This is a genomic window from Stenotrophomonas sp. TWI809 (genome assembly GCF_039673205.1).
In the GTDB taxonomy this organism is placed as follows: Bacteria; Pseudomonadota; Gammaproteobacteria; order Xanthomonadales; family Xanthomonadaceae; genus Stenotrophomonas.
This window is the reverse complement of record NZ_JBDJLE010000018.1, coordinates 25,485-52,357: the sequence shown is the minus strand read 5'-3', so window position 1 is coordinate 52,357 and position 26,873 is coordinate 25,485. Positions and strand designations below refer to the sequence as shown.

The following is a 26,873-nucleotide window of genomic DNA, read 5'->3' as shown; positions in this document are numbered from 1 at the left end:
ATCACGTCACGGCCGCAGACTAATCATCCGGGGTCGCGCTTGTCATCATGCAGCGCAACAAAGGAGCGCGTGTCCTGAAAAACAGCCCGAAAGCCGTGCGTCGGAAAGCCAGCGCCATCACCATCGACGACGTCGCGGCGCACGCCGGCGTGTCCGCCATGACGGTGTCGCGCGTCATCAACGGCCATGCGGGGGTGCGTGACGGCAACCGGGAGCGTGTCATGCGCAGCGTGCTCACACTGGATTACCGCCCCAACCTTGCGGCGAGCGCACTGGCCGCGGCGCAGCACACCTGCATCGCGTTGATCTACACCAATCCGAGCTCCAGCTACCTGCGCGAACTGCTGGTGGGCGCGCTGCGTGGCTCCACCCGGGCAGCGGCACAGCTGGTGATCGCCACCTGGGATGAACTGGGCAGCCAGCAACGTCGCGAGGCAGCACGGCAATTGTCCAACAGCGTGGCGGGCGTGATTCTTCCGCCGCCCCTGTGCGAATCACAGGACATCGTCGACACCTTCGTGACCGCCGGCATTCCCGTCGTCTCCATCGCATCCAGCCATTTCAGCGACCGGCTGTCGTGCGTGCGCATTGATGACCGCCAGGCAAGCCACGACATGGTGTCGCATCTGATCGCTTACGGGCATGCCCGCATCGGCTACATCACCGGCGATCCAAATCAGACCGCCAGCGCGCACCGCTGGCAAGGCTACCGGGATGCCTTGGCTGACGCCGGCATCGGCTACGACGACACGCTCGTCCAGCCGGGATATTTCACGTACCGCTCCGGGCTGGAGGCGGCCGAACGGTTGTTGACGCTGCCCCAGCCGCCCAGCGCGATCTTCGCCAGCAACGATGACATGGCGTCGGCCGTGGTGTCCGTCGCCCATCGCCGCGGGTTGGAGGTGCCAGGGGATCTTTCGGTGGTGGGCTTCGACGACACCTCCGCGGCAACGATGGTGTGGCCGGAACTGACGACCATCCATCAGCCGGTGGCCGCGATGGCGGACACCGCCATCGATATCCTGCTACGCGCGATCCGGCATCCCGCGTCCTCGGCGCGCGCCACCGTGAACCATGTGCTGCCCTACCAGTTGATCACGCGGGCGTCTGTTTCGAGGCCTTTGCTGGCCCTTTAGCCGACGACTGCTTCACAAACGGCGGTCAAGAACCTGACCCGGCCAACCGTCTATGTTGAAGGTCGACAACCGTTCGTAACCGCACGATTCGTAGAAACGCACCAGGTCGCCACTGCCCCCGGCATAGCAATCCACGCGCACGTAAGCGACACCCGCGGCACGTGCCTGCTCGTCGGCGAACGCCATCAGCCGGCGGCCGATACCGCGCACGCGCGGATCGCGCGAAGCAATCAGCACACGCACGTAGAGCTCTGGCTCGACCGCTGCCGGCACGTAAGGCATGGCGTCTCCCAACGCCAGGAACGCACGCACCTCGCCCTGTGCGGTCTCAGCTACCCACGCACCCGGCAGCGCGCAGGCGTCGGTCACCTGGGTGATACGGCGTGGAATCGATGACCACGCTTCGCTACCCCACTGCTGTGGGTTGCCGATGGCCACGAACCAGGCAATCACCTCGTCGAACAACCGCAGTACAGCGGGCGCATCGGCCACGCTGGCGCGGCGCATCGTCAGTGTTTGTTTTGCTGCATCAGTCACGCATACCTCTCCTGCCTGGTGGCGCTACGCCACAACCAGCAGCAGTGTGCCGCCATCGGTGGTAGACACCAAGCCTCTCGCGAGATCGATGTTGGCATCGCAGAGACGGGGCGTGTAACGCCACGTGGCCTCAGCCGGCCGCTTCCAGCGCCGAGCGCGGCATGGCAAGCCGCGAGGCGCGCAGGTATCGCAGGTACTTTCCGATGAAGACGCCGGTGAACCCGCCCGACAACAACAGATAGGCGGCGCGGAAGCCGACATCGAGGTTGAGCGAAGGGGAGACGGAAAGCGCTACCTCGAAGCCGTACTTCACCACAAACGTGAGCAGCAGCAGCGGCAGCAGGCTGTAGTCCGCACTGCGCCACAACCTCCCCGTGGATATGTTGACGGTGAGCGTTGCCCGTCGCAGCAGCATCCACCCAAGGCCCATGCCCGCACCGATGCCGACCACCCATTCCCCCCACGCCTCCCAGGAACTGCCGAAACGGTGGCCGAGCGACCAGGCCCCCCAGGCGGTGAAGAGAGCCGGCACGATGGCCAGTTTCGTGAGCGAGGTTTCACCGGGTCTCATGGCAGCGATGCCGCGGCTGACCAGGAAGACCAGGAGCGCCCAGACCCACACAGGGGTGTTCGAGATGAGGTGCTGCAGCATGATCACGGGGAGTCCTTGATGTGGGCGGGTGCCGGCGATGCACGCCGCGCGGGAATGGCTCCATTCTCGCTTTGCACCGACCCATCACAAGTGACAGGTGTCAGGCATCAGTAAGTACGACCATCATTTCCCTGGCGTCGAGCCATGGCGCGTGTAGAGGGTCAGGTCCGCTGCAACTCATAGTTGGCCACCATCCTGTCCAGAAGGTCCAGTTCGTTGGGAGGAACTGGCGAGGCGGTATCACACACAATCGACGAGGCCAGATAGTACTCGGTGTCATTGCGGAGCCGGCCACGCCGCAGGAGGGCCTTGTAGTGACGAGAGCGGCGCTGCCAGAGCTGACTCATCGTCGGTGCACCAGCCCCGGCTAGAGAGGCATCTGCTGCAGCGATCTGCTGTGGCGAGAAATCCCCGAAGTCCTCCAGGATGTCATTGACCGCTTGTTTCAGGCCTGGCAGGACACGTGAAACACCCAGCTGGCGCTCGTAGACCGCAAGCACATTGATTGGATTGTGCGGGTGCTCGAGCCCCAACACCCGTTGCGGCGTGAGATGTGTCTCCCAGTGAACAAAGAAGCGCTTCAGTTCGTCGTACTCACGCTGCTTTTCTGCAGATACCGACCTGACCATATGAGGTTCAACTCCGCCGCATCAGAATCATCTTCTCCTGCGACATGTCCCGCATCGTGTACGGAATCCCGCCCGTGCCATAGCCCGATTCGCGGCGGCCGGCGAAAGGCATCCAGTCCGTGCGGAACGCAGTCGGATCATTGATCATCACGGCCGAGGCATCCAGCCGGTTGGCGGCGCGCATGGCGATGTCGATATCCTGCGCGAACACGCTGGCCTGGAAGGCGGTGGGCAGGGCGTTGGCGCGCGCGATCGCCTCGTCGAGGTCGGTGTAGCGATAAACGGCCACCACCGGGCCGAAGACTTCCTGCTTGGTCACCCGCGCGTCGCTGGCCGGATCGAGCAGCACGGTGGGCTGCAGTGTGGTCTCGGAAAGTCGCTTGCCGCCGGTGGCAAGCTGCGCACCGCCGCTCACCGCTTCGTCAATCCACTCGGCCACGCGGTCGGCCTCGCGCGGCTGGATCAGCGGGCCCACCTCGGTGTCCTTCAGGGTCGGGTCGCCGGTACGCAGCCGTTCAACCCGGGCGACGAGGGCCTGGGTGAAGGCGTCTGCAATGTCGTTGTGGACGAAGATGCGCTGTGTGGACACGCACACCTGGCCGGCATGGTAGTAGCCGCCCTTGACGATCGGCTCGATGATCCTGGCCAGGTCAGCACTGCGGTCGACGAGGGCGGGCGCAACCCCGCCGTGCTCCAGCGCCGAACGTGCGCCGTGTGCCAGCTTGGCGTGCAGCGACCACCCTACCCTCGCCGAACCGATGAAGCTCAGAAAGGCAATGCGCCTGTCGGTGGCCAGCGCCTCGGCCAGGTCGTTGCCTTCGGGGAGGAAACTCTGGCACCACGGTTCGGGCAGCCCGGCCTCATGCACCATCGCCACGAATTCCAGGCAGGACAGTGGCGTTGCCGAGGCCGGCTTGATGATGACCGGGCACCCCACGGCGATGGCCGGCGCGACCTGATGGACGATCAGGTTGAGCGGGTGATTGAACGCCGAGATGGCCGCCACGATGCCGATGGGCTCCCGGGTCGTGAATGCCCAGCGGCCTTCGGACGCTGCGGAAAGACCCATCGGGATTTCGCGGCCGGCAAAGTTGCGCAGCTCGTCGGCCGCATTGTGGACGCCATCGATCGCACGTGTGGTCTCGATGATCGCATCCGGGAGCGGTTTGCCGCCCTCGCGTGCAATCTGCAGGGCGAGGTGGTCGCGTTTGGCATCCATCAGGGCGGCAAGCTTGCGCAGGATGGCGATACGCTGGTGCGGGGCGAGCCAGCCGTCGCGGTTCTTGAAAACCCGCTCGGCGGCACTGAGCTTGCGCTCCAGCGCGGCGGCGGTATCCAGTCCGATCTCAGCGATAGGGGCGCGGTCAAAAGCCTGTACGACGGTCAACATCTTGAGCTCCTTGCGGAAGGGTCAGCGAGGGCGATCACGCGCAGCCCACGTCCGGCGTGCGGTTGCGCAGCTCGTCCACCAGCACGCGGGTGTTCTCGGCATAGTCGATCGGCACATCCAGCACGTGGACACCGCCGCCTGCGAAGGCGGCTTCGATCATGGGCACCAGGTCGCCTACTGCGGTCACCCGGCTCCCCTTGGCGCCGTAGGCCTCGGCATACTTCACGAAATCCGGATTGCCAAAGCGCATCCCGAAATCCTCGAAGCCATCCACCGCCTGTTTCCAGCGGATCATGCCGTAGGCGCTGTCGTTGAGGATCACCACCACCAGGTTGAGTCCGAGGCGCACGGCGGTTTCCATCTCCTGCGAGTTCATCATGAAGCCGCCGTCACCGCATACGGCCAGGACGCGCCGCTTCGGGTACAGCATCGCGGCCATCATGGCGGACGGCAGGCCGGCCCCCATCGTGGCCAGCGCATTGTCGACCAGCAACGTGTTGGCGACATGCGTGCGGTAGTTGCGCGCGAACCAGATCTTGTACATACCGTTGTCAAGGCAGACGATGCCGTCGTCCGGCATGGACTGGCGCACGTCATGTACCAGCCGTTGCGGCGTGACCGGGAAGCGGTCCTCCTCGGCACGGTCGTTGAGACGGGCCAGGATCTTCTGGCGCAGCGCGATCATGCCTTCGTCAGTCGCCAAGCGGCCTTCCAGCCGCCCGGCCAGGGCATCCACCGAAGCCCCGATGTCGCCCAGCACCTCGATATCGGGGTGATACACCTGCTCCACCGTGGCGGACTGGAAGCTGATATGGACGACCTTGGGGCCGCCGCCGCTCTTCATCAGGAAGGGCGGCTTTTCGACCGTGTCATGGCCAATGGCGATGATCAGATCAGCACGGGCAACGGCTTCGTGGACATAGTCGCCCTCGGAGAGCGCGGCCGTTCCCATGTACAGGTTGGAACCGCCGGTGACGGCGCCCTTGCCCATCTGCGTGTTGAAAAACGGCAGGCGGGTCCGCGTGACGAACGCGGAAAGCGCCTCGGCGAGCCACGGGCGGCTTCCCGCCGCACCGATCATCACCAGCGGCCGTTTGGCGGCCAGGATGGCCGCTTCTGCGCGGTCGAGCGCGGCAGACGGTGCGATCGGACGCTCCAGCGGATGAACCGGGATGACGGGGATATCCTCCACCTCCTCGCCGGCGACATCCTCCGGGAGCTCCAGATGCACCGGCCCTGGGCGCTCTTCCATGGCCACGCGGAAGGCATCGCGCACCGTGGCCGGAATCGCGGCCGGGCTGACGATCTGACGCGTCATTTTCGTGAGCGGCTTCATCGAGGCCACGATATCCACGATCTGGAACCGTGCCTGCTTGGCGCTCATCACCGGCTTCTGCCCCGTGATCAGAATCATCGGCCACGCGCCGAGGTGGGCATAGGCCGCGCCGGTGGAGAAATTCAGCGCGCCCGGGCCGAGCGTGGCCAGGCATACACCTGGCCTGCCGGTGAGCCGGCCGTGGGTGGCGGCCATGAACGCGGCCGCCTGCTCGTGGCGTGTGAGCACCAGCTCGATGTGCGAGGTCCGGAGCGACTCAAGGAAGTCCAGATTCTCCTCGCCCGGGACACCAAAGATGCGGTCGACGCCTTCGTTCTCCAGCGCCTTGACCAGTAGATCCGAGCCCTTCTGCATAGCTTCGATCCTTACGGTGAAGTCAGGATCACTATACCCGGGCCGATGTCAGCGCTGCGTCGGATGTCTGCGGGAGGCTGTGCGCCCCGGGTGCCGGTAGTTTTACTGACCTCACCCCGCACGTATTGCGGTTGAGCACGTGGAGCGCTGTGGCCAGACTCGAGTCACACCCGGTGCCCGCCATGCGTGGCGACGTCGTGCATGTAGATCAACACAGCACATCATGGATAAAACGTGGAGACTTCCCGATCTGGTCGCCGAGCAGCCTCCGGCGTGACGTGTGCGGGTACGTTCGTGTCACCGCAATCGATCCGCGGCAGCCTGCTCGTGGTCGGGCTGGCTGCGTCGGCGCTCTGGTGCGCATTGGCGCAGAGCGTGGACGCGGCCAGCTGTATCACGGTACCGGCAAGCGTACCCGCCCAGCAGGTCCGCGCGAACGGCACGGTCCTGACGGTCGCAAGCGGCACCTACGCGCCGACCACCGTCGGTGCACCGGCCTTCTATGCCGCCAATGCCGGCGTGATCAACGCTACCGGCGCGGTGGCGTTGATCACCAGTGCCGCCAACACGGCCACGGTCTGCTCGACCAACGCGGGCGCGGTCAACTTCCTGGCGGCCGGCTCCACCGTCAGCCGGCTGGGCGCCGGGGGGCCTGCTGCCCGCCTGGAGGCAGGCACCACGCTGACCTCCAACGGCACGCGTTTCTACACGTCCCTGGCCAACAGTGAAGGCATCCAGGTCGCAGGCGGCCGCTTCACCGGCAGCGGCGATGTCATTGCCACCGGGATATTGCTGGGGACGCAACCCGGCAATCCCGCCACCTACGGTCTGCCGGTGGACGCCAGCGGCAATCTCGTCACCGATCCCGATGCCTACGTGGGCAAGGCCGCAACGGCGGCCCACGGCATCAGTGCCATTGACGGCACCGTCCGGTTGAATGTGGACAGCGCCGGCGTTCCCACGGGTGGCACCACATCGATCCATATCCTCGGCACCGGCGCCGGTGCAACCAATGGCAGCCACGGGTTGCTCGGCGCCAGCGGCGCGCAGTTCGACGTGCATGCGGTGAACATCCTCACCCGCGGCAACAACAACAGTGGTGGACGCTTTGCCACCGGTTCGCGCCTCCAGGCATCCCAGCTTTCCATCGATACCACCGGCACCGGCGCGACCGGCCTGGTGTTCGCTGATGCGCAAGGCACCTTGTCCGGGCTGACCATCAACGCCACCGGCATCACCGCGCACGGGCTGTCGGCCACCGGCACCTCCCAGGTGCAGGTTGATGGGCTGGACATCCGCGTGGCCGGGCAGAATGCGCACGGCGCGCTGGCCGGGAGCGGCAGCACGGTCACACTGGCAGGAGCGCCGGGTGTCGTCATCGCTGCAGGACAGACCGGCAATGCGCTGCGCGCCGAAGGCGGTGGCAGCGCGCTTACGGCAAACGGGCTGCGCCTCTCAACGCTGCTCAACGGTGCCATCGCTGGCCATGCGCTGACATCAGGCACGCTCACGCTGAGCGGCAGTGCGATCTACACCTCCGGCATTGCCGGCGGCAACGCGGCGGTTGGCCTGCAGGCCGCCAGCGGCGGTACCGTGGTCAGCCAAGGCAATGCCCTGCTGACCGGCGTACAGCTCGGCACGGATCCTGCCGCCGCCAGCTATGGCCTGCCGGTGGATGCCGGCGGCAATGCCACCACGGATCCTGCCGCGTATGTGGCCACCGGCACCACCGGGGCGAACGGCGCGCAGGTGTCCTCCACGGGTGGCACGCTGCGGCTGGACGTGGCGGCCGATGGCTCAGCGTTGGGCACCACGACCCGTATCGAGACCTACGGCAACAACAGCACCGGCGTGCTGGTAGCCCAGGCGGCTTCCGCGACCTCGCGGCTGCAGGCAGCAGACACGGTGATCACCACGCACGGGATGAACGCCAACGCCGTGCTGGTCCAGGGCGCCGTCGGCGGGGTCGGACCACAGGCGGCGTTGCTGCGCCTGGACACGCGCACCACCGATCTCAATGCCAACGGCGTGTATGGCCAGGCTGGCGCGCAGGTCAGCGTCACCGACAGTATCCTGACCACCTCGGGAAGCGGGGGCGGTATCCGTGCCGATGGCGCGGCAACCCGCATCACCGCGCGCAATCTCTACATCGGCGGCGGTGGCGCGGGTGGCATCGGGCTGAGCGCCACCGGCGGCACCATCGACAGCGCTGGAACGACCATCATCAACTCAGGCCGCCCCGGGATGACGCTCAACGCCAGCGGTGGCACCGCGGGACGCCGCTGTCCCGCTCCTTCCCCCGGACCTTCCGCCCGATGATCCGCCAGTGCCCCTGCCGATGGCCTTACCGGCGCCGCAGGGTGTGTTGCCGGCCGCCGACACCCCGACCCTTGCCAGCATCACCGCGACCGGCAGCGTGCTCACCGGCGCCGCGATCACCCTGCCCGGCAGCCTCTCCAATGTGGCGCTGCATGACACGCTGTGGAACCTGACCGGCAGCTCCACGCTCACCACGCTGCTCAATGATCGCAGCCGGATCGCGTTCGCGGTGCCTGGCGGAGATCCCGTCCAAGTGGCCAGCTACAGAACCCTGACCGTGTCGCGCTACAGCGGTAATGGCACGCTCGCGCTGAACACCTGGCTGGGCGACGATGCCTCGCCCTCGGACCAGCTGGTCGTGGTGGATGGCAGCAGCAGTGGCCCGGGCGTGCTGGAGATACACAACACCGGCGGACGTGGCGACCGGACGCTGGCCGATGGCATCCGCGTGGTGCAGGCAAGCAACGCCACCAGCACGCCCGACAACTTCGCGCTGGCGGCACCGGTGGTGGCGGGTCCGTACGAGTACTTCCTGTTCCGCGGTGGCGCGGCCACGGTCTCCGGCGCGGATGTGGAGAACAGCTGGTACCTGCGCTCGGTGATCGACTGCGCCAGCCCGGGCGCGCCGGTACCGCCCTGCCCCGCCCCTCCTCTCCCGCCGCCACCGGATCCTGCTCCGCCGGATCCCGTGCCCCCTGAACCGCCCAGCCCCTCGCCGCCCCCGGCCTATCGCCAGGAGGTGTCGCTGATCGCGGCCGTACCGGCGATGGCCCAGGTGTACGGCCGCACCCTGATCGATACCCTGCACGAACGGGTCGGCGATGAGCAGCTGCTGCATCAGCGCGGCGACCTGGATACCGAACGTAGCGGATTCAATGGCGCCTGGATGCGCTATCTCGGCCACGACGGCGAACATGATGGTGGCCGGCGCGGCATCTATGGCGATCGCGGGCCCGACTTCGACTACCGTTTCGATGCATTGCAGATCGGTACCGACCTCTACCGGCGCGTGGATGCCGATGACCTGCGCCGCCGTCACGCCGGTGTCTACCTCGCGTATGGCAAAGGCAAGGGCGAGGTGCGGCACAACCTCCTGGATTACCGCTTCCATGCTGGCACTGACCGGTTCAAGGCCGGCTCAGTCGGCGGCTACTGGACAGCGTTCTCCGCCAAAGGCGCCTATATCGACGCCGTGGCCCAGTACACCTGGTATGACATGCGCCTGCAGTCCCCGCGCACGTCCGACAGTTTTGTCGATGCCGATGGGCTGGCGCTGTCGCTGGAAGGCGGCTGGCCGTTCATCCTCAACGAGGGCGACGGGTCCTCCGGCGAGGACGGGCGTTGGCGTCTGGAGCCGCAGGCGCAGGTGATCTGGCAGCAGATCGACGTCGACGACCTCGATGATCACACCGCGCAGGTGCACTTCAGCGACGGTGACTCGCTGGTCGGGCGCATCGGCGCGCGATTGAATCGCACCGGCCAGCACGAGACCGCGCAGGGTGAGGCCCGCAGCAGCAATGCCTGGCTGCGCGCCAACGTGTGGCACGAGTTCCGCGGCACGCCCCGCGCCGCGTTCGCCACCAACAGCGGCTACGTGCCGTTCGCCGTGGATATGGGCGGCTCATGGGGCGAAGTGGGCATCGGCGGAACCTGGCAGGTCACCCATACCGGCTACCTGTTTGCCGATCTCGATTACAGCTGGAGCTTCAATGGCGACGAGAACGCGTGGAACGGCAAGCTGGGCATGCGGTGGAACTGGTAGACGCTGTGATTCCAGGGGATGGTGACAGCCGATAGTGCCTGTGAAATCATGCGCGGTTGTCCGCCCGGCGAGCTTGCATGTTTCAACGATTCTTCAGGAAGAGCCGCACGACTGTGGCAGCGACCGCTGCGCTCGACGTCCGCAGTCAACGCCCTTCAGCGGGCGAGATCCGGGTTGAAGGCGCGACCGAGACGCTGTTCCTGTCTCCCTTGCCGGTGTACACCGGGCAGGTGCAATCCTCCCGTCGCCATTTTTCGGACATCAATGATGTGTTCCTGGACCTGGGAGGGAGCAACTGGGGAACCGTAGAGGGCGGCAAAATGCTTGCCGGCGGAATCGTCGGCCTGTTCGTGCTCGCGTTCATCGTGCCCGCGCTCATCATGCTCTACCTGGTGCTCGCCTACCCGGAGAACTTCCCGACGCCATGGGCGGATTTGAAGATGTTCATTCAAGTGTTTTCTGCCGGCGCGCTTCTCGGCATCCTCCCCTTGGGGGCATTCGCCTACGGGATGTTCTCGGATGAGTTCAAACGCGCAAAGCCCTATCCGGTGCGCTTCAACCGTCAGCGTCGCGAGGTGTGCTACATCGACCGCGAGAGCGGCCGTGCCCTGATCGTGCCCTGGGAGAGCATCGTTGCCTGGGTGTCCAATTCACAAGGCATCACCCCGTATGGCACAACGCGCCAGTACACCTTCGGCATGGGCCTGGAGGATGAAGAGCGCGACACCTTGCAGTTTGTCCTGCTGCCACAACCCAGTGATTCGCACTCACTGGGCCTGTGGGCGTCGATCCGGAACTACATGGAGGACGGGCAGTTGTTCAATGCACCCAACCCATGGTTCCAGGCATTGGGGTTGGTCCCGACCAAGGATCGACTGAAGCCGTATGAGGGCATGCACACCTTTGAGATCGAGCGTGAGGATGCTCGCCGAATGGGTCCATCGCCGCGGCCGTCCTTCGCTGCCGGCCGTGGTGGAAGCCTGGTCCCAGGCATTGCCGGAAGCGCAATGGGCCACCCCCAGCGGGGCGCTTGTGAACGCCAGCAAGCGCGTGAGAACGGCCATGGATAAACAAGGCGCGACGTTCGTCGATGCCTGCAAGGCAGCCGGCTTCAAGTGAAGTGACTGCTCCAGAGCATCTCGCGGGTATTGAACGGCAGCGGACGTGATCCACCACTTCAAACAGGCGATCCGTGCCTGCGGCGAGCAAGGCGATACGACACGGTGCCAGCCAGTACCGCGGCCACGGCCCCTGTCAGCGGTACCGATGCCAGCGTTGCATAGCTGATCGTGAGGCTGCCCATGGCGCCCCCGAGCGCGGTGCCCAGGTTGAAGGAGGCGATGTTCAACCCGGCCGCGACCGGGCTGTAGGCGGGAATCAAGCGCTGCGCCTGCTTGAGCAGACGCAGCGTCAGCAGCGTCACGATGCAGAAGAAACAGATGCCCAGCGTGCCGATCAGCAGCATCATCATGGCCGGCATGCTGGCGAACACGTAGAGCCCGAGCAGATTCAACGCCAACGCGCACAGTGCCAACTGAAGGCTGCGGTCCCCGTCCATCGCGTCGCCCAGCGCTCCCCCGAGCAGGTTGCCTGCGATCGCACAGACGCCGAACAACAGCATGCCCAGGCTCAGCCACTGCACGTCCACACCAGTGACCTGCTGCAGATACGGCGAGACGAAGGTGAAGAACGAAAACGTCGCGACGCTCACCAGCGCGCCGATGCCGGCCGTCGTCAGGAGCTGGGGATGGATGATGGCCTGGATGCCCTTCCATGCGCCGCCGCGGGACGGGGCCGAACCGGCAGCTCCCCTCGGCATGCACAGCGCCAGACCCAGCATGCCGACCACGCTGAGGACGCCGATGGACAGGAAGACCACGCGCCACGACCAGAGACTGCCCAGGTACGTGCCGATCGGAACGCCGAGCGCCAGCGCGAGGGTCAACCCGATCCACACGACCGACAGCGCCCGGCCGGATCGCTGCGGGTCCACGAGCCGGGTCGCCGCGTCGGAGGCGACCGCCATGAAGACGCCGTGGCCGAGGCCGACCACGAAGCGGATGGCCAGCAGTGTGACCAGATTGGGCGAGGCGCTCATCAGCAGGCTGCCCAGTCCGAGCAACGCCGTGGCCAGCAGCAGGATCTGCCGGTCCCGCCAGTGCGCGACCAGCGCGGTGATGAACGGTGCGCCGATGGCCGCGCCCAGTGCATAGGCGGCAATGGCCGTGCCGACGAGGGATATCCGCGCCCCGAGGTCATCGGCAATGGTGGTCAACAATCCCGCGACCACAAACTCGGAGAGCCCGAACGCGAACGCGCACAGGGAAAACACATAAATGGCAGCAGGCATCGCAGGTCCTATCCAGCAGAGCTGCGGAAGCCTAGTGCCTGGCCATGTGCGGGTGAAGGACGGTTTACATACTGCAGCAAGACGCCGCGCGTCTTGTCACCTCAGGGCAGAGAACGGGTCTGCAGAATCGCCTGTATCAACCGGTCGCGGATCGCTGAGGTCCGGGTCTCGTTCCACGCCATGAACAGCTCCAGCCGTGACACTTCCTCCGCCGCTTCCACCTGGAGCGGACGGAACACAACGTCCTCGCGCGTTTCCGTCGCCAGCGAAGCGGGCAGCAGCGCGATACCGAACCCCGCAGCCACCAAGGCAATCAAGGTCTGCATCTGCCGGCCGTGCTGCACGATGTCGGGCACGAACCCGGCTGTCTGGCACAGGCCGATCAGCTGGTCATGAAATCCTTTGCCGAGAGTCCGGGGCGAGGCGACGAATGCTTCGTCCCTGAGCAATGCCAGGTCGATGCCCGCCTTCGCCGCCAGCGGATGACCGGCCGGCAGCGCGACGCAGATCCGTTCGCTCAGCAGCCTTTCCATGCGCAGGTGCGGCGTCGTGGTGCCCGGTGTCCGCATGAAGCCGATATCCGCCTCTCCCTGCTCCAGGGCGTTGACCTGCTCCTGGGTGCTGGCCTCCCGCATCGTGAAGGCGATGCCCGGGTTGAGCTCGCGAAAGTGGCGCAACGCCTGCAGCAACGAGGCATAGGGGGCGATGTTGATGAAGGTCAGGGTCAGGTGGCCCTCCATGCCCTGGGCCACGCGGCGCGTCTGGGCGACGCCCTCCTCCAGCGACTGCACGGTACGGCGCGCGGTCTCAAGGAAGGCTGCCCCCGCCGGTGTCAACGCGACGCTGCGAGGGGTGCGCTCGAACAACGGGGCTCCGACGGCGCCCTCCAGCTTGCGGATGGCCTGGCTCAGCGGCGGCTGCGCCATGTGCAGCCGCTCGGCGGCGCGATTGAAGTGCAGCTCCTCGGCCACGGCAATGAACTGTTGGAGCAGACGGGTCTCTATCACTGAAACACCAGACCTCTGGAATGCCGGAATTGAGGGTGTTCAACATACCAAATCTCTACGTTGTCCAGAGCGCGCCAGCAGGCGCCTGCTGGAGGGACTGGTCATGATGCTGCTGCTCGTCAGCGATGCTCGACGAGGGGCCGGACAGCGTTACTTCGTGGCGTCGCGCGCTGTCGCGTCCGCTTCCATCAGCTCCCGGCGCTGGGCCTCGATCCAGGCGTCCCCGGCGGCACGTGCCTGGGCATCGAGTTCCTTGTTCTGCCGGTCGTTTTCCTGGTACTGCGCCCACACCTCGGGCGTGATCGTCTCCAGTCGATGATCGGGGCGCAGCTGGATCGAGGGGGACGCCCCCATGGCCACCGTGAAGTTATCGAACAGCCATTGGCGGCGCAGCTCAGGCGAGGCATACAGAAGGTCCGGCTCCGCATAGGTCCGCATCGGCAGTGCCTGCTCGGCGAGGGGCGTGTCGGACGAAATCCTCGCCAGCCTGACGACCATTCGCTCATGGTCCCGGTCTTTGTGATACAGGGCGGCGATGTCGCCATCGATCCACAGGACGTACGCGTACCCAGCGATGGGATGGACCTGGAACGGGTGTTCACGGACCAGGATGAGATCACTGCGGTCTGTGTAGAGCGCCCGCCAGCCCGGCGGTGCCGGACGGATGCCGCAGTCGACGGTCCCTGCCGTGATCTTCTCCAGCGTCGCCCTGCCGCGGCTCGCGGAAAGCCGCGTTGTCCAGCAGCGTGAGCTGTCACGATTGTGCGATGCCATCAGAACTGCGTCTTCGTCCAGTACCACCGCATCGGTATGCACAAACGGGGCGTCTGTGGCGGCATGATCCTGCAGCAGCGTCGCGAAGTCCTTATCTGACAGCGCACTGCCATTCTCGTAAACGGCGTACGTGGTGTGGTGCTGGTACTTGCTGCTGTTGATATCCAGCCTGCTTTCCGTCACGGCCACGACCTTCAGCGTGTCTGACGAAAACACGGTCTCCCGCTGGGTGCGTGCACATCCAGTGGTGAGCAGCGCTGCACACAGCAGCAGCGCAGCAGAAAGCAGGACGGAACATGTTCTGGCGTGCATCGCGCTGCTGCCTGCGGGTCGGGATGGGATCCGTGCAAGCATATCCGCTTCGGCCACGGTTACCGGGCAGCACGGCCCCAAAGGGGCCGCACTGCCCTGCCCCGCTGGATCAGAAGCTGTAATCCAACGAAACACCCACGGTACGCGGCTGCATCATCACCGCATTCCAGCGCCGGTACTGCTGCGCGCCCGCGGCAGGAATCGTCCTGCCAGCGGCGACGTAGATGTCCTTGTTGGTGAGGTTGGTGATGAAGAAGCGCACGGTGGTGTTCTGGCTGCTCACTTCGGCAGTCAGGTCAACGGTGGTGTAGCTGGGCAGGTCGAAGGACTGCGTTGAGGCCACCGATGCCGCACGCTCGCCGTAATAGCGCAGCGCGCCACCGACGCTCCAGCCCCATTCGCCGCTCGTCGGGAACTGGTAGTCGGCCTGCAGGCTGCCGGCCCATTCGGGCACCTGCGGCAGCTGGGCGCCGGATTCGGCCTGGTTCGGGCCGCCCGGACGGGCCGGGGGAATCGGAGCCGTCAACGTGGCGTCGGTGTAGGTCAGGCTGCCGCTCAGGCGCAGGCCGTCGACGGGCATCAGCGCGCCGGTGAATTCAACGCCCTGGCTGCGTGCTTCGCCCCCATTGACACCATAGGAGATGCCCTGCGCCGTGAGCAGGTTCAAGCGGATGTCGTCCCAGTCGATCCGGAATGCCGCCACTTCCACCAGCGCACGACGATCCCAGAAGTGGCTCTTCAGGCCGGCTTCGTAGTTGATCAACGTATCCGACTTGACCTGCGCGGGCACCTCCGGGGCGGCCGGCAGGATGGGATTGGGGCTGCCGGCGCGGTAGCCGGTGGCGACCCGCACGTAGGCCATGGTGTCTTCGCCCAGGAACAAGCGCGGGCTGGCGCTCCAGGTGGTCACGCTTTCCGAGGAGTCGGTGATGCGCTGCACGCCATCGCCGCCCAACGGACCGCCGAGTGTCTGGCGGAATTCCTGGTCGTTGCGCGCATGGCGCACGCCCAGGGCCAGATCGAAGCGGTCGGTGAACTTCCAGGTGGCATTGCCGAACAGGGCCTTCTCTTTATACGTGGTCAGCACCGAGGCGGTGAACAGATCAAGCACCGGGTTGAATGCCGGGCTCAGTGCACTGCCGCGCTCGATGTAGGCGGCATCTTCATCGGTATAGAACGCGCCGAGCTGCCATTGCAGGCGACTGTCGCCCTTGGAGGTCAGGCGGAATTCCTGGGTCCACTTCTTCAGCTCGATATCCGTGTCCAGGCCGGCGTACGCCATCACCGGGCCCACGCCGGGCTTCTGCCCCAGCAAGGGGATGTACTCCACCGACTGGTCCTGCAGGCGCCATGAATTGGATTTCATCCAGCTGCTGGCGGAGGTGAAGTCGGCCCAGCCCAGATCCCAGTCCACCGTCAGGCCGTACACGTCGTACTTGATCGTGCTCGGCTGCAGGAACAGATACTCGTTTGAGTAGCCGGGCAGCTTCGGCTTGAAGGTGGCCGGGTCGAGCGCGACCGTCGCGAAATTGTCGCCCTTGTTTTCCTGGCGCATCGCGGTGAGCAGCACGTCCACCGTATCGGAGGCCTTCCACAGCAGCGAAAGGCGGCCGGCGTTCTGGTACACATCGTTGGTGTCGCGGCGATGCAGGACGCTGTTGTCGATCCAGCCCGGACTGGTCTGCTCGGCGTAGCTGGCGCGCAGGGCCAACTGACCCTTCACCAGTGGCACATTGACGGCGGCGCGCTCGGAATGGCCCACCCGGCCGCCATCGTCGACAACGCGCATCGTGGCGCCGGCGCGGCCCGAGAAGTACTCCAGGTCCGGCCGTTTGGTGACGTACTTGACCACGCCGCCCAGCGCACTGGCACCGTACAGCGTGCCCTGCGGGCCGCGCAGCACTTCCACGTTCTGCACGTCGTACGGCAGCAGGTCGAACATGCCGGAGGTCGCACCGGACAGTGAGCCATTGGCGGTGAGCGGCACGTCGTCAACGTAGATCGAGGTCGAGGCGGTATTGCCCATCGGGGTGATGCCGCGGATCGAGATCGTCGAGCGGCCCGGCGCACCGAGGCTGGTGATCTGCAGGCCGGGAACCAGCCCGGCCAGGTCATTCATGTTGTTGACCTGGAGGCGGTCGAGCTGCTCTTCGCTGATGACGCTGATGGACATCGGGATATCGGTGACCACTTCCACGCGTTTCTGCGCGGTCGCGGTCACAGTGCCCAACGTATGTACGTCGTCGCGGTTGGGGTTCTCGGCGGCGACCTGTGCCAGTGCCGTGGCGCTGCAGCCCAGGGCCAGGATGCCTGCAGTGCAGGCCAGCGACAACGCGTTCATTCGGAGCGAACAGTGACTCATGTGATGAGACCTCGGTAGCGAAGCTGGACGCCCACGGCAATGGGCACGGAATGCGGCAGTCAGGGCACCCCGTCGTGCTGGGGTGGGGGCCGGCCTGGCAGTGACGCTCCTGGGATGAATGGCTATGCGTAAGCCCATGTAGGACACAATAGTCCTGTTCAGAGAACTGTCAATCCTGCGTCGCAGCATTGACATGAATTCATGCGCCAGGCCCGCCCCGGACCTCAGCGTCCGGCGCCCCAGACCGCTTCGTCACACCAGATCGTGCCGTCGCGATAGAGCACCCCGGGCGTGCGGTCCTGCTTGAGGAAGGTGGGCCCGTCCAGGTCGACGAGATCACACAACTGCCCGACCACGAAGCCCGGCGCAGCGCCCAGGCTGCTGCAGACCATGCACCCCACCATGACGCCCAGCCCGGCCTCGCGCGCCGCGGCGGCGATCAGCAGCGCCTCGGTCAGGCCGCCGCATTTGTCGAGCTTGATGTTGAATACGTTGAAGCGACCCTTCAGGCCGTCGACATCGGCCAGGGTGAGCGCGCTTTCATCGGCGGCCAGAGGAATCGGCGACACGAATCCGTCCAGATCGGCTTCGCGCCCCCGGGCCAGCGGCTGTTCGATCAGCGCTACATCGGCGTCCACCATGGCTGCCACCAGCCGCTCGAGATCGCCGACCTGGTAACCCTGATTGGCATCGACCCCCAGCCATACCTCGGGCCGCGCCTGACGGATCGCCGCGACGCGCGCGATGTCCAGGTCGAGGTCACCGGTCAATTTGACCTTGATCGAACGCGCCTGGCGATACGCGACCGCGGCGGCCGCCATCGCCGTCGGCTCGTCGGCGCCGACCGTGAAGGTCGTGGGGAGCGGCCGCGGCGGCGGCAGCCCTGCAAGCGCCCATACGGGCTTGCCTGCCTGCTTCGATTCCAGCTCCCAGAGGGCAGCATCAACCGCGTTGCGAGCGCCACCGGCTGGCAGGATCGCGCGCAGTTCCTCGCGCGTGGGGTGTGCCTCGATGGCATCACGCACCGCTTCGAGCTGGAGGCGCATGGTCTCGATGTCTTCGCCCAGGTAATAGACGCCGGTCGCCTCACCGCGGCCGACGTGCGTGCCGTCATCCAGGGTGACAAGGCAGGCCAGCCGGCTGTCGAAGACGTGGCTGGCGATGCGGAACGGTGCGGCCAGACGCAGCGCGTCGACGGCGATGCCGAGGGTGAGGCGGGCCATCAGGCGTTCACTCCGGATGCGGCCACGTCACGCGCCACAGCGGGCGTTGCCAACAGCTTGATCGAGCACATCTGCTTTCCCTGCCTCAAGGTGAGTAATTCTCACATCGAGACATTAGTTCTCCGCGCGGAGAACTGTCAATGGGCGCCGTGTCCGGCGCCCCTCCCTCGTGCCGCGTTACGGATTACTTCGCAGCTACCGGGGCCGGGGCCGGTGCCAGTGCGGCCGCGATCTGCGACAGATACTTGTTCCAGTCGAACTTCTGCCCTTCCGGTGTCCAGCCCAGACGCACGATCACCGCATCCTGCGAGGGAATCACCGCCATGATCTGATGGTTGTGGCCCATCGCCATGAAGGCATCGGGAGGCACGTCCTGCAGCACCTTCCGACCTTCTTCTGCAGCCGCGGCCCGGTTCAACCACAGCTGCGCGCCGTATGAGGGGCGCGGTGATGCTGGCGTGGGCGTCACCGCGAACTGGAGCCATTCCGGCGACAGCAGCCGCTTGCCATCGGCCTCGCCGTGGTTCAGATGCAGCAGCCCATAGCGCGCCCAATCCCGTGCCGTTGCATACCCGTAGGAACTGCCGACCAGGACACCGGACTCGTCCGGCTCGATCAGCGCGCTGCGCATGCCGGCCGGCTCGAACAACCGGGTCTGTGCAAAGCGGGTCATGCCTTCCAGGGTGCCGCCGGTGGCCTCGAAGACGATCCGCGACAGGATGTTGGTCGTACCCGAGGAATAGCTCCAGTGCGTGCCTGGCGCATGTTCAAGCGGCATCGCGGCCGCCAGCGCGCCCATGTCACCGGCCTCGAACAGCATCTTGATCGATTCGTTACCGGGCTTGTAGCTCTCCACGAAGGCCAACCCGCTCGACATCGTCAGCAACTGGCGCAGCGAGATCGCGCCGCGCGGATCGCCTTCGCCCTTCCATTCCGGCACCGGCGCGGGGTCATCCAGCTTGAGCACGCCGTCATCCACCAGCAGGCCAACCAGCGTGCCCATGATGCTTTTGGTGGCCGACCAGCCCAACATGCGGGTGTTCTGGTTGAAGCCAGGCGCGTAACGCTCGGCAACGATCGCCCCACCCTGCACCACCACGATCGCACGGGTGTCCGGGTAACCGCCCACGTTCTGCTCATCGAAGGCCGCACTCACGGCCGCGTCCAGTGCGGCACGGTCGAGCTTCGCTTCTGCGGCGGCCTGCAGCGCCGGCACAGGCCGGTCACCCTGTGGCCAGGGGCGCGCCGCCAGTGGCGATAGTGGCGTGAGCTGGGCCGCCTGGGCCTTGAGCGCCGCGAGCGGCACGTCGCCCGTGGTCAGCGTGCAGCCGACCGCCGGGCGATGCAACGCGGTCCGGCTGGCCGTCCCAGGCGCGGAGGCGGTGACCGTCCCTGCCTTGCGATCGACCGCCAGCGCCACCGTCCTGGTGAATGGCGCCAGTGCGTGGATGTCGTCGCGCAGCACGTCGGCCTCGGCGCGGTTGGCCACGAAGATGCCGGCGCAGGCGATCTGTGCCGAGACCGCGGTGCCCAGATCCTCCGCGCTGGTGATCGGTGGTGCGGCGGCCAGTGCTGGCGCGGAGGCGGCGAGCGCCAGAGAGAGAAGACTCCAGCCGGAGGCGTGTCGGATCATGAGGTGTGTCCTGTGTTTGTTGGAGCGCGCACGTGGATCAGCGCGTGCGGCATGGGTGGCGCAGCGCCGAGCCCGCCCGGGCGCCGGTGTGTTTGCCACCCTCGAAACTCACCACACCGTTGACGATCACGGTTTCGATGCCGGTCGGCGCGCCGGCGGGCGCGTCCCAGCTCGCCACATCGTCCAGCGTGTCCAGATCGAACAGCACGATATCGGCGCGCATCCCCTCGCGGATCAGCCCGCGATCGCTCAACCCCATCCGCTGTGCGGGCCAGCTGGTCATCTTGCGGACCGCGTCTTCCAGCGTCAGCACATGACGCCGCTTCACATACTCGGCGAGGATCCGCGGGAAGGTGCCATACGCGCGCGGGTGTGGCAGGCCGATGGCGCCGTCGCTGCCGTAGTTCACCGCGGCGGCCGCGTCACTGCCAATACTCACCCAGGGCTGGCGCAGCGCGAGCTGCACATCCTCTTCGCTGATCATGAAATACAGCGCGACCGCCCGATTGGGCAACCCTTCAAGCGCGATGTCCCAGGCCGCATCCGCCGGGTCCAGATTCAGTTCGGCACCGATCTCGGCCAGCGTCTTGCCATGGAAGCGCCGGTACTTCTCACTGAAGCTGTTGGCCAGGCGCACGTTCTGGAAGCCTCCCGACGCATGCACCAGGTTGGACCAGCCCGGCATCGAACCGGCGGCGACCTCCTTTTTCATGCGCTCGCGCACCTTCGGATCGCGCACGCGCTCGATACCTTTCTCAAGCCCGTCGGCCCAGACCCAGCTCGGCGCGATGATCTCCAGCCCGGTGCCGCCGGCGGTGTAGGGATAGAGATCGGCGGCAACATCGACGCCGCGGTCCCGCGCTGCATTGATCGTCGCCAGTGCCTGGGGCATCAGCTTGCCCCACTCCGGCGCATAGGCAGCCTTCAAGTGGAAGATCTCCACCTTGACGCCGCCCTTCTCGCCGATCTCGATGGCCTCTTCAATGGCCTTGACCACGCCCTCGCTCTCGTCACGCATATGCGTGGCGTAGAAGCCGTCGCATTGCGCGGCCACCTTGGCCAGCGAGACCAGATCGGAGGTGCTCTGGAAGCTGCTGGGTGCATAGATCAAGGCGCTGGAGATACCGAACGCACCGGCCTCCATCGCAATCTTCACCTGCTCGCCCATGGCATCGAGCTGCTTCCTGGTCGGCGCACCAGCGGCATCGCCCATGACGTGCACGCGGGCCTGGGTGGAGGAGTAGTACGTGCCGAAGTTGACCGCGATACCCTGCGTTTCGAGCTGCTTGAAGTAGCCCGGCATCCCCGCCGCAGGCACCGGCGGTCCGCCCTCGCCGCCGATCAGCGTGGTCACGCCCATCCGCAACTTGTTCTCGGCCGCGCCGTCCTTGAGCAGCGCCGCGCCGGACTGATCCATCATGTCGATGAAGCCCGGCGACACATAGCGCCCCGTTGCGTCGATCTCGCGGGTGCCCTTGCCGGGGACCTGGCCGACCTGGACCACCCGCCCCTCCTTGACCGCCACATCGGCACGGACCCACGGATTGCCGGCACCGTCGAGCACGCGTCCACCGCGGATCACCAGGTCATAGTCGGCCGCGGCCGCGTTGGCGGCGAACAGCATCGATACGCCCGCCCAGAGCAGGGTGCGCTTCATCATTGCATCTCCTTGTTGGTGCGCGCCTGCGCACGCACGTCATCCACGACCTCGCGAACCGCATCCACCACGCGATCAGGCTGATCGATCTGGATGTAGTGGCCGGAATCGCTCACGATCTGTTGCTGCCCGCGGCTGGACAGGGCGGCCTGCTCGGCATGCAAGGTGCGCCATTCCTGCTTGAACCGGGCGCCCTCCTCCGCCGTCAGGCCCATCTTCTTCAGCTCGTCGGGCTTGAACGGCTTCAACGCGGTCAGCACGATCACCGGGCGGTCGCCAAACGACGTAACCGCGCGGGCATCGTCCATGGTGCTGTCGAAGCCGTCGAGTTCTGCGGTCGCGCCTGTGACCGAGGCACTGGAGAAGGCGGTGATCTCCGCGGCCTCATCCTTCGGGCGTGGACCATGATCGGCGCGCGAGAACAGGAAGCGCACCAGGCCGGTCCGTGACAGTGCCGTGGCGGTATGCATCAACAGCGACACCTTCTTCGGGTGGACATCGATGCTCACCACGCTGCCGAGCCGGGCGATCTGATCCGGGTGCGAGGGGTCGACCATCACCAGCCCGGCGACCTGATCGCCGTAGCGCCCCACATAGGTCCGGATGTACGGCCCGCCGATGGAATGGCCGACCAGCACCAGCGGATCGGTGATGCCCGCGCCTTTCAACAGGGCGTGCAGGTCATCGGCCACGGCCGACGCACGCTGCGGGGTGTCCTTCGCATCGCTGCGCATGATGCCGGCGCGGTCGTAGGCACAGGCGCGGGTGAAGCGGGCGATCCGGTCGTGCACCCGGGTCCAGTCCATCGTGCCGCCCGTGCCGAGACCGGACTCGAAGATCACGGTCGGGGTGCCACTGCCGCGACACTCGATATGCATCTGGCGTCCGCCGACATCGACCATCTGGCCGCGCAGTGGATGATCGGTCGCCGCGCTCCGGCGTGCCAAGGCCTCGTAGACCACCCCGATGAGGGTGATCAGGATCACGACCGCCAGCAGACCCAGCGCGATCCACTTCACCCACCGACGAAACCGCCGCCAACCCTTCACTGCTGTCATGTCGTGCTCTCTTGAATGGCGTGCTGAAGCCTGCGTTGCGCCGCAGGCGGTTGAGAATCCTCTGACCTGCCTGCCCGGCCAACGCAAACGACCGGGGACAGGTGTAGGCCCATATAGGATATAAGCGTCCTATTTGGAGAATTGTCAATGTGCAGTGCGGGGCGCGGGGCCAGCCCATGGGCCACTCCGGAGGCCACGCTACCCAGCGCCAGACTGCGACAAACCGTCGCAATCGAGCACGAACCGGGCATTTTCGCCGGGAATCCCGACAGACATGCCTTACCATCGGGCCGGTGCGTGCGTCCCTCCTCCACCGCTGGCTTCATGCATGGGCCTTGCTGGCGATTGCGCTGGTGATCGTGGCGCCCATGGTCAGCCGGGCATTGGCGCCGGTGAACGCGCCCGTCATGGAGGCCTCGCCGGCACCCGATCCGCATGCGGCGCATCACGCCATGACGGATGCCGACGCGCATGCGGGCCATCACGCGCATCACGATAGGGATCAGGGAAAGGCCAGCCCCGCTGCCGAAGCGCCTGCCGATCCGCATGCCAGCCATGAGATGGGCGTGGACTGCGAGTACTGCCTGATTGCGGCCCGTCTCATCAGCCTGCTCGTGGCGCTGCTCCTGCTGCTGACGCAATGGCCGGCCGTGTTTCGATCGCTGTCGGGTCTGGTCGACTGTCGCCGCGCCCCCGCACGGGGAACGCTGGGAGCTCGCGGCCCGCCGCTGCCGGCCTGCTGATCCGGTCCTGACCAGGTGCAGCGCTGCTGCCCCCTGCCCTGTCTGCTGATCCATCGTGTCCGGTGGGGCCAGGCGATGCCGGATTGGAACCGATGCCCCGCGCCATCCGGCGTCTCTGCCGGACCTTGTTCCTGCCCCGGTCGATCTGACCGTGGCGACCGATGCTGTGGACCATGACAACTTCTTTTTCGTATCGACCGTTGGCCAAGGCCATCACGGCCGTGCTTGCCGCTGCCCTTCTCCTTCCCGCCACCGTCGCCGCCCAGAACGGTACCGTGCTGACCCTGGGCACCGTGCAGGCGCGTTCGGCCGCCGAGCGCGAGCTGTCGGCCCGTTCGGTCTTCACCTCGGTGGATCTCATCGGCGGCGATGTCCTTCAACCGCAGAAGGTCGACCATAGCTGGGAGCTGCTGATGAATGCCCCGGGCGTGCAGGTCACCCAGTTCAAGATGGGCACCGACGCCGGCCGTTTTTCGTTCCGGGGTTTCAATGGCGAGGGCCGCATCAACGCGGTCAAGCTGCTGATCGACGGCATTCCGAGCAATGACAATTCGGGCGGCATGCCCTACCTGGATGCGGCGTTTCCGCTGGACATCGCCGCGCTCGAGATCGTGCGCGGCACCAACGATGCCCGCTACGGGCTGCATGCGATTGCCGGTGACGTGAATGTGTTGACCCGCCAGGGCGGCACTGACGGCCAGCTGAGCATCACCGCTGGCAGCTTTGGCACGCAGGATGTGCAGTTGGCCAAAGGGTTCGAGCGCGGCCCCTGGTCACAGAACTATTTCGTCGGCTGGCGCACGTCCGACGGCGAGCGCGACCATGCCGATGGCACCCAGCGCAGCTTCGTCGGCAAGTGGTTCTACACCGACCCTGACGGCCGGTGGCGCGCAGGGCTGACCAGCCGCTACTACAAGAACGCCGCACTGGAAGCCGGCTACCTCAGCTATCCGGAGGTGCAGGCCAATCCGACGCAATCGCCGGCCTACGCACGCGATGACCGCAGTGAGCGCGAGACGGTCCAGACCGCCATGCACATCGATGGCGCACTGGGCAGCGACTGGAGCTGGAACGCCAAGGCCTACCAGAACGACTATCGCAACCAGCGCTGGGTGACGTTCACCGCGGGAGGCGCTCAACAGGAACGTTTCAATGATGAGACCCATCGCGGCGTGATCTTGAACACCACCTGGCGCCCGGACTCGCGGCTGGCCGAGTTCGTCCTCGATGCCGGCGTGGATGGGCAGTGGCAGGACAACACGGCCCGCCGCTACAGGACCGTCGCGCGCGAGCGCCAGGCGACCCTGCGCGATTGGGACTACACCCTCGATACCCGGGGTGCCTACGTGCAGGCGGTAATCCGGCCGATGGACGCGCTGAAGATCGTACCCGCCTACCGGGTCGATCGCGTGTATGGCGACTTCCACAATGGGGCGACCGGCCTGCGCGCACCGGTCTACGACTACGGCCTGATCAAACAACCCAAGCTGAGTGTGTCCTACGATCTCAGCCCGACCACGGTCGTGTACGCCAACTGGGGGCGAACGTTCCAGATCGGCAGCGGCAATGGCGCGTATCGCACGCAGGTGAACGATCTTGCTCCCTCCCTCAACGAGGGCTGGGAGGCCGGTATGAAATGGGCGCCCGTGCAGGGGCTGCAGACCCGGATCGCGTACTGGGAGCAGCGGGCCAGCGATGAGGTCGCCACCGTCCTGGGCGTCAATGGCGTGGTCGGGGCCAATGAGGTCGGCAACGTGGGCCAGACGCTGCGCCGCGGTTGGGACGCCCAGCTGACATGGCAGGCCAGCGCCCAGTGGCGCGCCTGGGCCGCGTACTCGCGGCAGAAGGCGGTGATCGAGGTGCCCGACCCCAGTGCGCCGCAGACCCGCGGGCGGCAGATCGAGAACGTGCCGAACTGGCTGGCCAGCGCGGGGGTGGACTACGCCCCGACGGCCGACTGGGCCTTCAGCGCCTGGGGCAATGGCCAGGGCGACTACTTCGTGGAGCGAACCAACACGCTGGGACGCTACGGCGGCTATGCACTGTTGAACCTGAGCGCCACGTACCGCCTGGACGCGCGCAACAGCCTGGCCCTGCAGTTGAAGAACGCGACAGATCGTTTCTACGTGTATGCCTGGTACGACAGCGGTTCCTCGGGCTACTCACCCGGTGATGGCCGGGCGCTGTACCTGAGCTGGACCCGGGAGCTCTGACATGCCAACCCCCGCTACCCCGCGTGCATCGGATCGCTGGCGTTTCTACCGCGCGGTGTGGCGGTGGCACTTCTATGCCGGCCTGTTCGTGCTGCCCTTCATCGCCTGGCTGGCGTTGACCGGGGCCGTGTACGTCTACCAGAAGCCGATCGATCGCTGGATCCATCACGATCTGAAGGTCGTGGAGACCGCAGCGCTGCCACCCTCGCCTGCCAGCGCCCAGCTGGCGGCCGTCAATGCCGTCAGTCACGGGGAGATCTTCCGTTACACCACGCCGGACTACGCCGACGGCACCATCGAGATCGGCGTCCAGGAGGCCGACGGTCGACGGCAGGTCTACTACGTCGACCCGGGCACCGCGCAGGTGCTGGGGCACCTGCCCGACAAAGGCACGTTCTCGGGCGTGGTGCGGCAGCTCCACAGCCTCGATCTGCTCGGCGATTACGCCAGTGCCCTGATCGAGATCGCCGCTGGCTGGACCATCCTGCTGGTGGCGACCGGCGTGTACCTGTGGTGGCCGCGCGGGCAGAACGGTGGGATCACCACGGTTCGCGGGCAGCCGCGACAGCGGCTGTTCTGGCGCGATCTGCATGCGGTGACCGGCGTCTGGGTCGGCGGTGTGCTCGTGTTCCTGGCCGTGACCGGCATGCCCTGGTCGGTGGTCTGGGGCCATCAGGTCAATGCCTGGGCGAACGGTCACGACTATGGTTACCCGACCGGGGTGCGGGTGAGCGTGCCGATGTCCGCGCATCGGCTTGCCGACACCACCACGCCAGCCTGGTCGATGGCGCAGGCACAGCTACCGGTCTCAGCGGTGCCGCATGCCCAGCACGCCGCTGTCGATGACGGGCATGCCGCACATGGCGGCGGTCCACTCGGGGATCTGTCGCCGCAGCCCGGTGCGCTCGGCATCGACGCGGCCATGCGCCGGTTCAGCGCACTGGGGCTGGCACCGGGTTACAGCATCGCGCTGCCGCGTGGGCCCATGGGGGTCTACACCGCCTCGGTCTATCCGGAGGATCTGTCGCGCCAGCGGGTGGTGCATCTGGACCAGTACAGCGGCCGGGTTCTGCTGGACATGGGCTACGCCGATTACGGTGCGCTTGGGCGAGGACTGGAATGGGGCATCAATGTCCATCTCGGCAACGAGTACGGCACGGTCAACCGTGTGGTGCTGATCATCGCGTGCGCAGCGATCCTCCTGCTCTGCCTCAGCGGTGCGGTGATGTGGTGGAAGCGGCGGCCCATCGGCGGGATCGGCGTGCCGCCACTGCCGAAGCAAGGGCGAAGCGTGGCGGGTGTCTTCGTGCTGCTGTGCATCGGCGGCGTGGTGTTCCCGCTGGTGGGCCTGTCGCTGTTGGTCGTGGGGCTGCTGGACCACCTCGCCACCCGTGGCTGGCGACGGACGTGAAGACCCGCACTTCAC

Annotated in this window: 20 protein-coding genes; 7 read left to right on the top strand and 13 right to left on the bottom strand. The window is 66.3% G+C overall.

Annotated elements, in window-relative coordinates:
* Positions 1-47 precede the first annotated feature (47 nt).
* Positions 48-1,136: a LacI family DNA-binding transcriptional regulator gene (locus tag ABE472_RS13710; protein WP_346466452.1), complete on the top strand. Its 1,089-nt coding sequence runs from the start codon at positions 48-50 to the stop codon at positions 1,134-1,136.
* A 12-nt stretch (positions 1,137-1,148) separates the two neighbouring features.
* Here the strand turns inward: ABE472_RS13710 and ABE472_RS13705 are convergent, their stop codons facing one another.
* From ABE472_RS13705 to ABE472_RS13685, 5 genes are all read right to left on the bottom strand, one after another.
* Positions 1,149-1,673 (bottom strand): GNAT family N-acetyltransferase, encoded by a 525-nt coding sequence (locus ABE472_RS13705; RefSeq protein ID WP_313218412.1) that lies wholly within the window; start codon positions 1,671-1,673, stop codon positions 1,149-1,151.
* Positions 1,674-1,803: 130 nt separating this feature from the next.
* Complete coding sequence (locus tag ABE472_RS13700; RefSeq protein ID WP_313209782.1) at positions 1,804-2,331, bottom strand: DUF6622 family protein; 528 nt, start codon at positions 2,329-2,331, stop codon at positions 1,804-1,806.
* Positions 2,332-2,486: 155 nt separating this feature from the next.
* Positions 2,487-2,954, bottom strand: a complete 468-nt coding sequence (locus tag ABE472_RS13695; protein WP_313209785.1) for a hypothetical protein — start codon at positions 2,952-2,954, stop codon at positions 2,487-2,489.
* Positions 2,955-2,961: 7 nt separating this feature from the next.
* A complete protein-coding gene (locus ABE472_RS13690; RefSeq protein WP_346466451.1) occupies positions 2,962-4,344 on the bottom strand; it encodes an aldehyde dehydrogenase family protein in 1,383 nt (460 codons plus the stop codon).
* Positions 4,345-4,378: 34 nt separating this feature from the next.
* Entirely contained in the window at positions 4,379-6,034 is a 1,656-nt protein-coding gene (locus ABE472_RS13685; RefSeq protein WP_346462379.1) for an acetolactate synthase large subunit, read from the bottom strand.
* Positions 6,035-6,328: 294 nt separating this feature from the next.
* Here ABE472_RS13685 and ABE472_RS13680 point away from each other — a divergent pair, with 294 nt between their 5' ends.
* The 3 genes from ABE472_RS13680 to ABE472_RS13670 all read left to right on the top strand — a co-directional run bounded on the left by ABE472_RS13680 (position 6,329) and on the right by ABE472_RS13670 (position 11,185).
* Complete coding sequence (locus ABE472_RS13680) at positions 6,329-8,353, top strand: hypothetical protein (RefSeq protein ID WP_346466450.1); 2,025 nt, start codon at positions 6,329-6,331, stop codon at positions 8,351-8,353.
* A 7-nt stretch (positions 8,354-8,360) separates the two neighbouring features.
* Positions 8,361-10,115, top strand: a complete 1,755-nt coding sequence (locus ABE472_RS13675; RefSeq protein ID WP_346466449.1) for an autotransporter outer membrane beta-barrel domain-containing protein — start codon at positions 8,361-8,363, stop codon at positions 10,113-10,115.
* A gap of 77 nt (positions 10,116-10,192) precedes the next feature.
* The gene (locus ABE472_RS13670) at positions 10,193-11,185 is read left to right on the top strand and encodes a hypothetical protein (RefSeq protein ID WP_346466448.1); all 993 of its coding nucleotides are present in this window, start codon (positions 10,193-10,195) and stop codon (positions 11,183-11,185) included.
* A gap of 107 nt (positions 11,186-11,292) precedes the next feature.
* Here ABE472_RS13670 and ABE472_RS13665 read toward each other — a convergent pair whose 3' ends face one another.
* The 8 genes from ABE472_RS13665 to ABE472_RS13630 all read right to left on the bottom strand — a co-directional run bounded on the left by ABE472_RS13665 (position 11,293) and on the right by ABE472_RS13630 (position 22,491).
* Positions 11,293-12,465 carry an MFS transporter gene (locus ABE472_RS13665; protein ID WP_346466447.1) on the bottom strand — a complete coding sequence of 391 codons (1,173 nt, stop codon included), beginning with the start codon at positions 12,463-12,465 and terminating at the stop codon, positions 11,293-11,295.
* A gap of 101 nt (positions 12,466-12,566) precedes the next feature.
* Positions 12,567-13,472 carry a LysR substrate-binding domain-containing protein gene (locus tag ABE472_RS13660; protein ID WP_346466446.1) on the bottom strand — a complete coding sequence of 302 codons (906 nt, stop codon included), beginning with the start codon at positions 13,470-13,472 and terminating at the stop codon, positions 12,567-12,569.
* 150 nt (positions 13,473-13,622) lie between these two features.
* The gene (locus tag ABE472_RS13655) at positions 13,623-14,615 is read right to left on the bottom strand and encodes a hypothetical protein (protein ID WP_346466445.1); all 993 of its coding nucleotides are present in this window, start codon (positions 14,613-14,615) and stop codon (positions 13,623-13,625) included.
* 52 nt (positions 14,616-14,667) lie between these two features.
* Positions 14,668-16,899, bottom strand: a complete 2,232-nt coding sequence (locus ABE472_RS13650; RefSeq protein WP_313209804.1) for a TonB-dependent receptor — start codon at positions 16,897-16,899, stop codon at positions 14,668-14,670.
* Positions 16,900-17,144: 245 nt separating this feature from the next.
* Positions 17,145-18,143 carry a dipeptide epimerase gene (locus ABE472_RS13645; RefSeq protein ID WP_313218426.1) on the bottom strand — a complete coding sequence of 333 codons (999 nt, stop codon included), beginning with the start codon at positions 18,141-18,143 and terminating at the stop codon, positions 17,145-17,147.
* A gap of 184 nt (positions 18,144-18,327) precedes the next feature.
* A complete protein-coding gene (locus ABE472_RS13640; protein ID WP_346466444.1) occupies positions 18,328-19,776 on the bottom strand; it encodes a serine hydrolase in 1,449 nt (482 codons plus the stop codon).
* Positions 19,777-19,813: 37 nt separating this feature from the next.
* Positions 19,814-21,433 carry a D-aminoacylase gene (locus ABE472_RS13635; protein ID WP_313209820.1) on the bottom strand — a complete coding sequence of 540 codons (1,620 nt, stop codon included), beginning with the start codon at positions 21,431-21,433 and terminating at the stop codon, positions 19,814-19,816.
* The gene (locus tag ABE472_RS13630) at positions 21,433-22,491 is read right to left on the bottom strand and encodes an alpha/beta hydrolase (RefSeq protein WP_313218430.1); all 1,059 of its coding nucleotides are present in this window, start codon (positions 22,489-22,491) and stop codon (positions 21,433-21,435) included. The genes ABE472_RS13635 and ABE472_RS13630 overlap by 1 nt, the downstream gene beginning before the upstream one ends.
* A gap of 344 nt (positions 22,492-22,835) precedes the next feature.
* Between ABE472_RS13630 and ABE472_RS13625 the strand changes: the two genes are divergently transcribed.
* From ABE472_RS13625 to ABE472_RS13615, 3 genes are all read left to right on the top strand, one after another.
* A complete protein-coding gene (locus tag ABE472_RS13625) occupies positions 22,836-23,234 on the top strand; it encodes a hypothetical protein (protein ID WP_346466469.1) in 399 nt (132 codons plus the stop codon).
* Between the two features lie 173 nt (positions 23,235-23,407).
* A complete protein-coding gene (locus ABE472_RS13620) occupies positions 23,408-25,447 on the top strand; it encodes a TonB-dependent receptor (RefSeq protein WP_346466443.1) in 2,040 nt (679 codons plus the stop codon).
* A 1-nt stretch (position 25,448) separates the two neighbouring features.
* The gene (locus ABE472_RS13615; protein ID WP_346466442.1) at positions 25,449-26,858 is read left to right on the top strand and encodes a PepSY domain-containing protein; all 1,410 of its coding nucleotides are present in this window, start codon (positions 25,449-25,451) and stop codon (positions 26,856-26,858) included.
* The last annotated feature ends 15 nt before the right edge of the window (positions 26,859-26,873 follow it).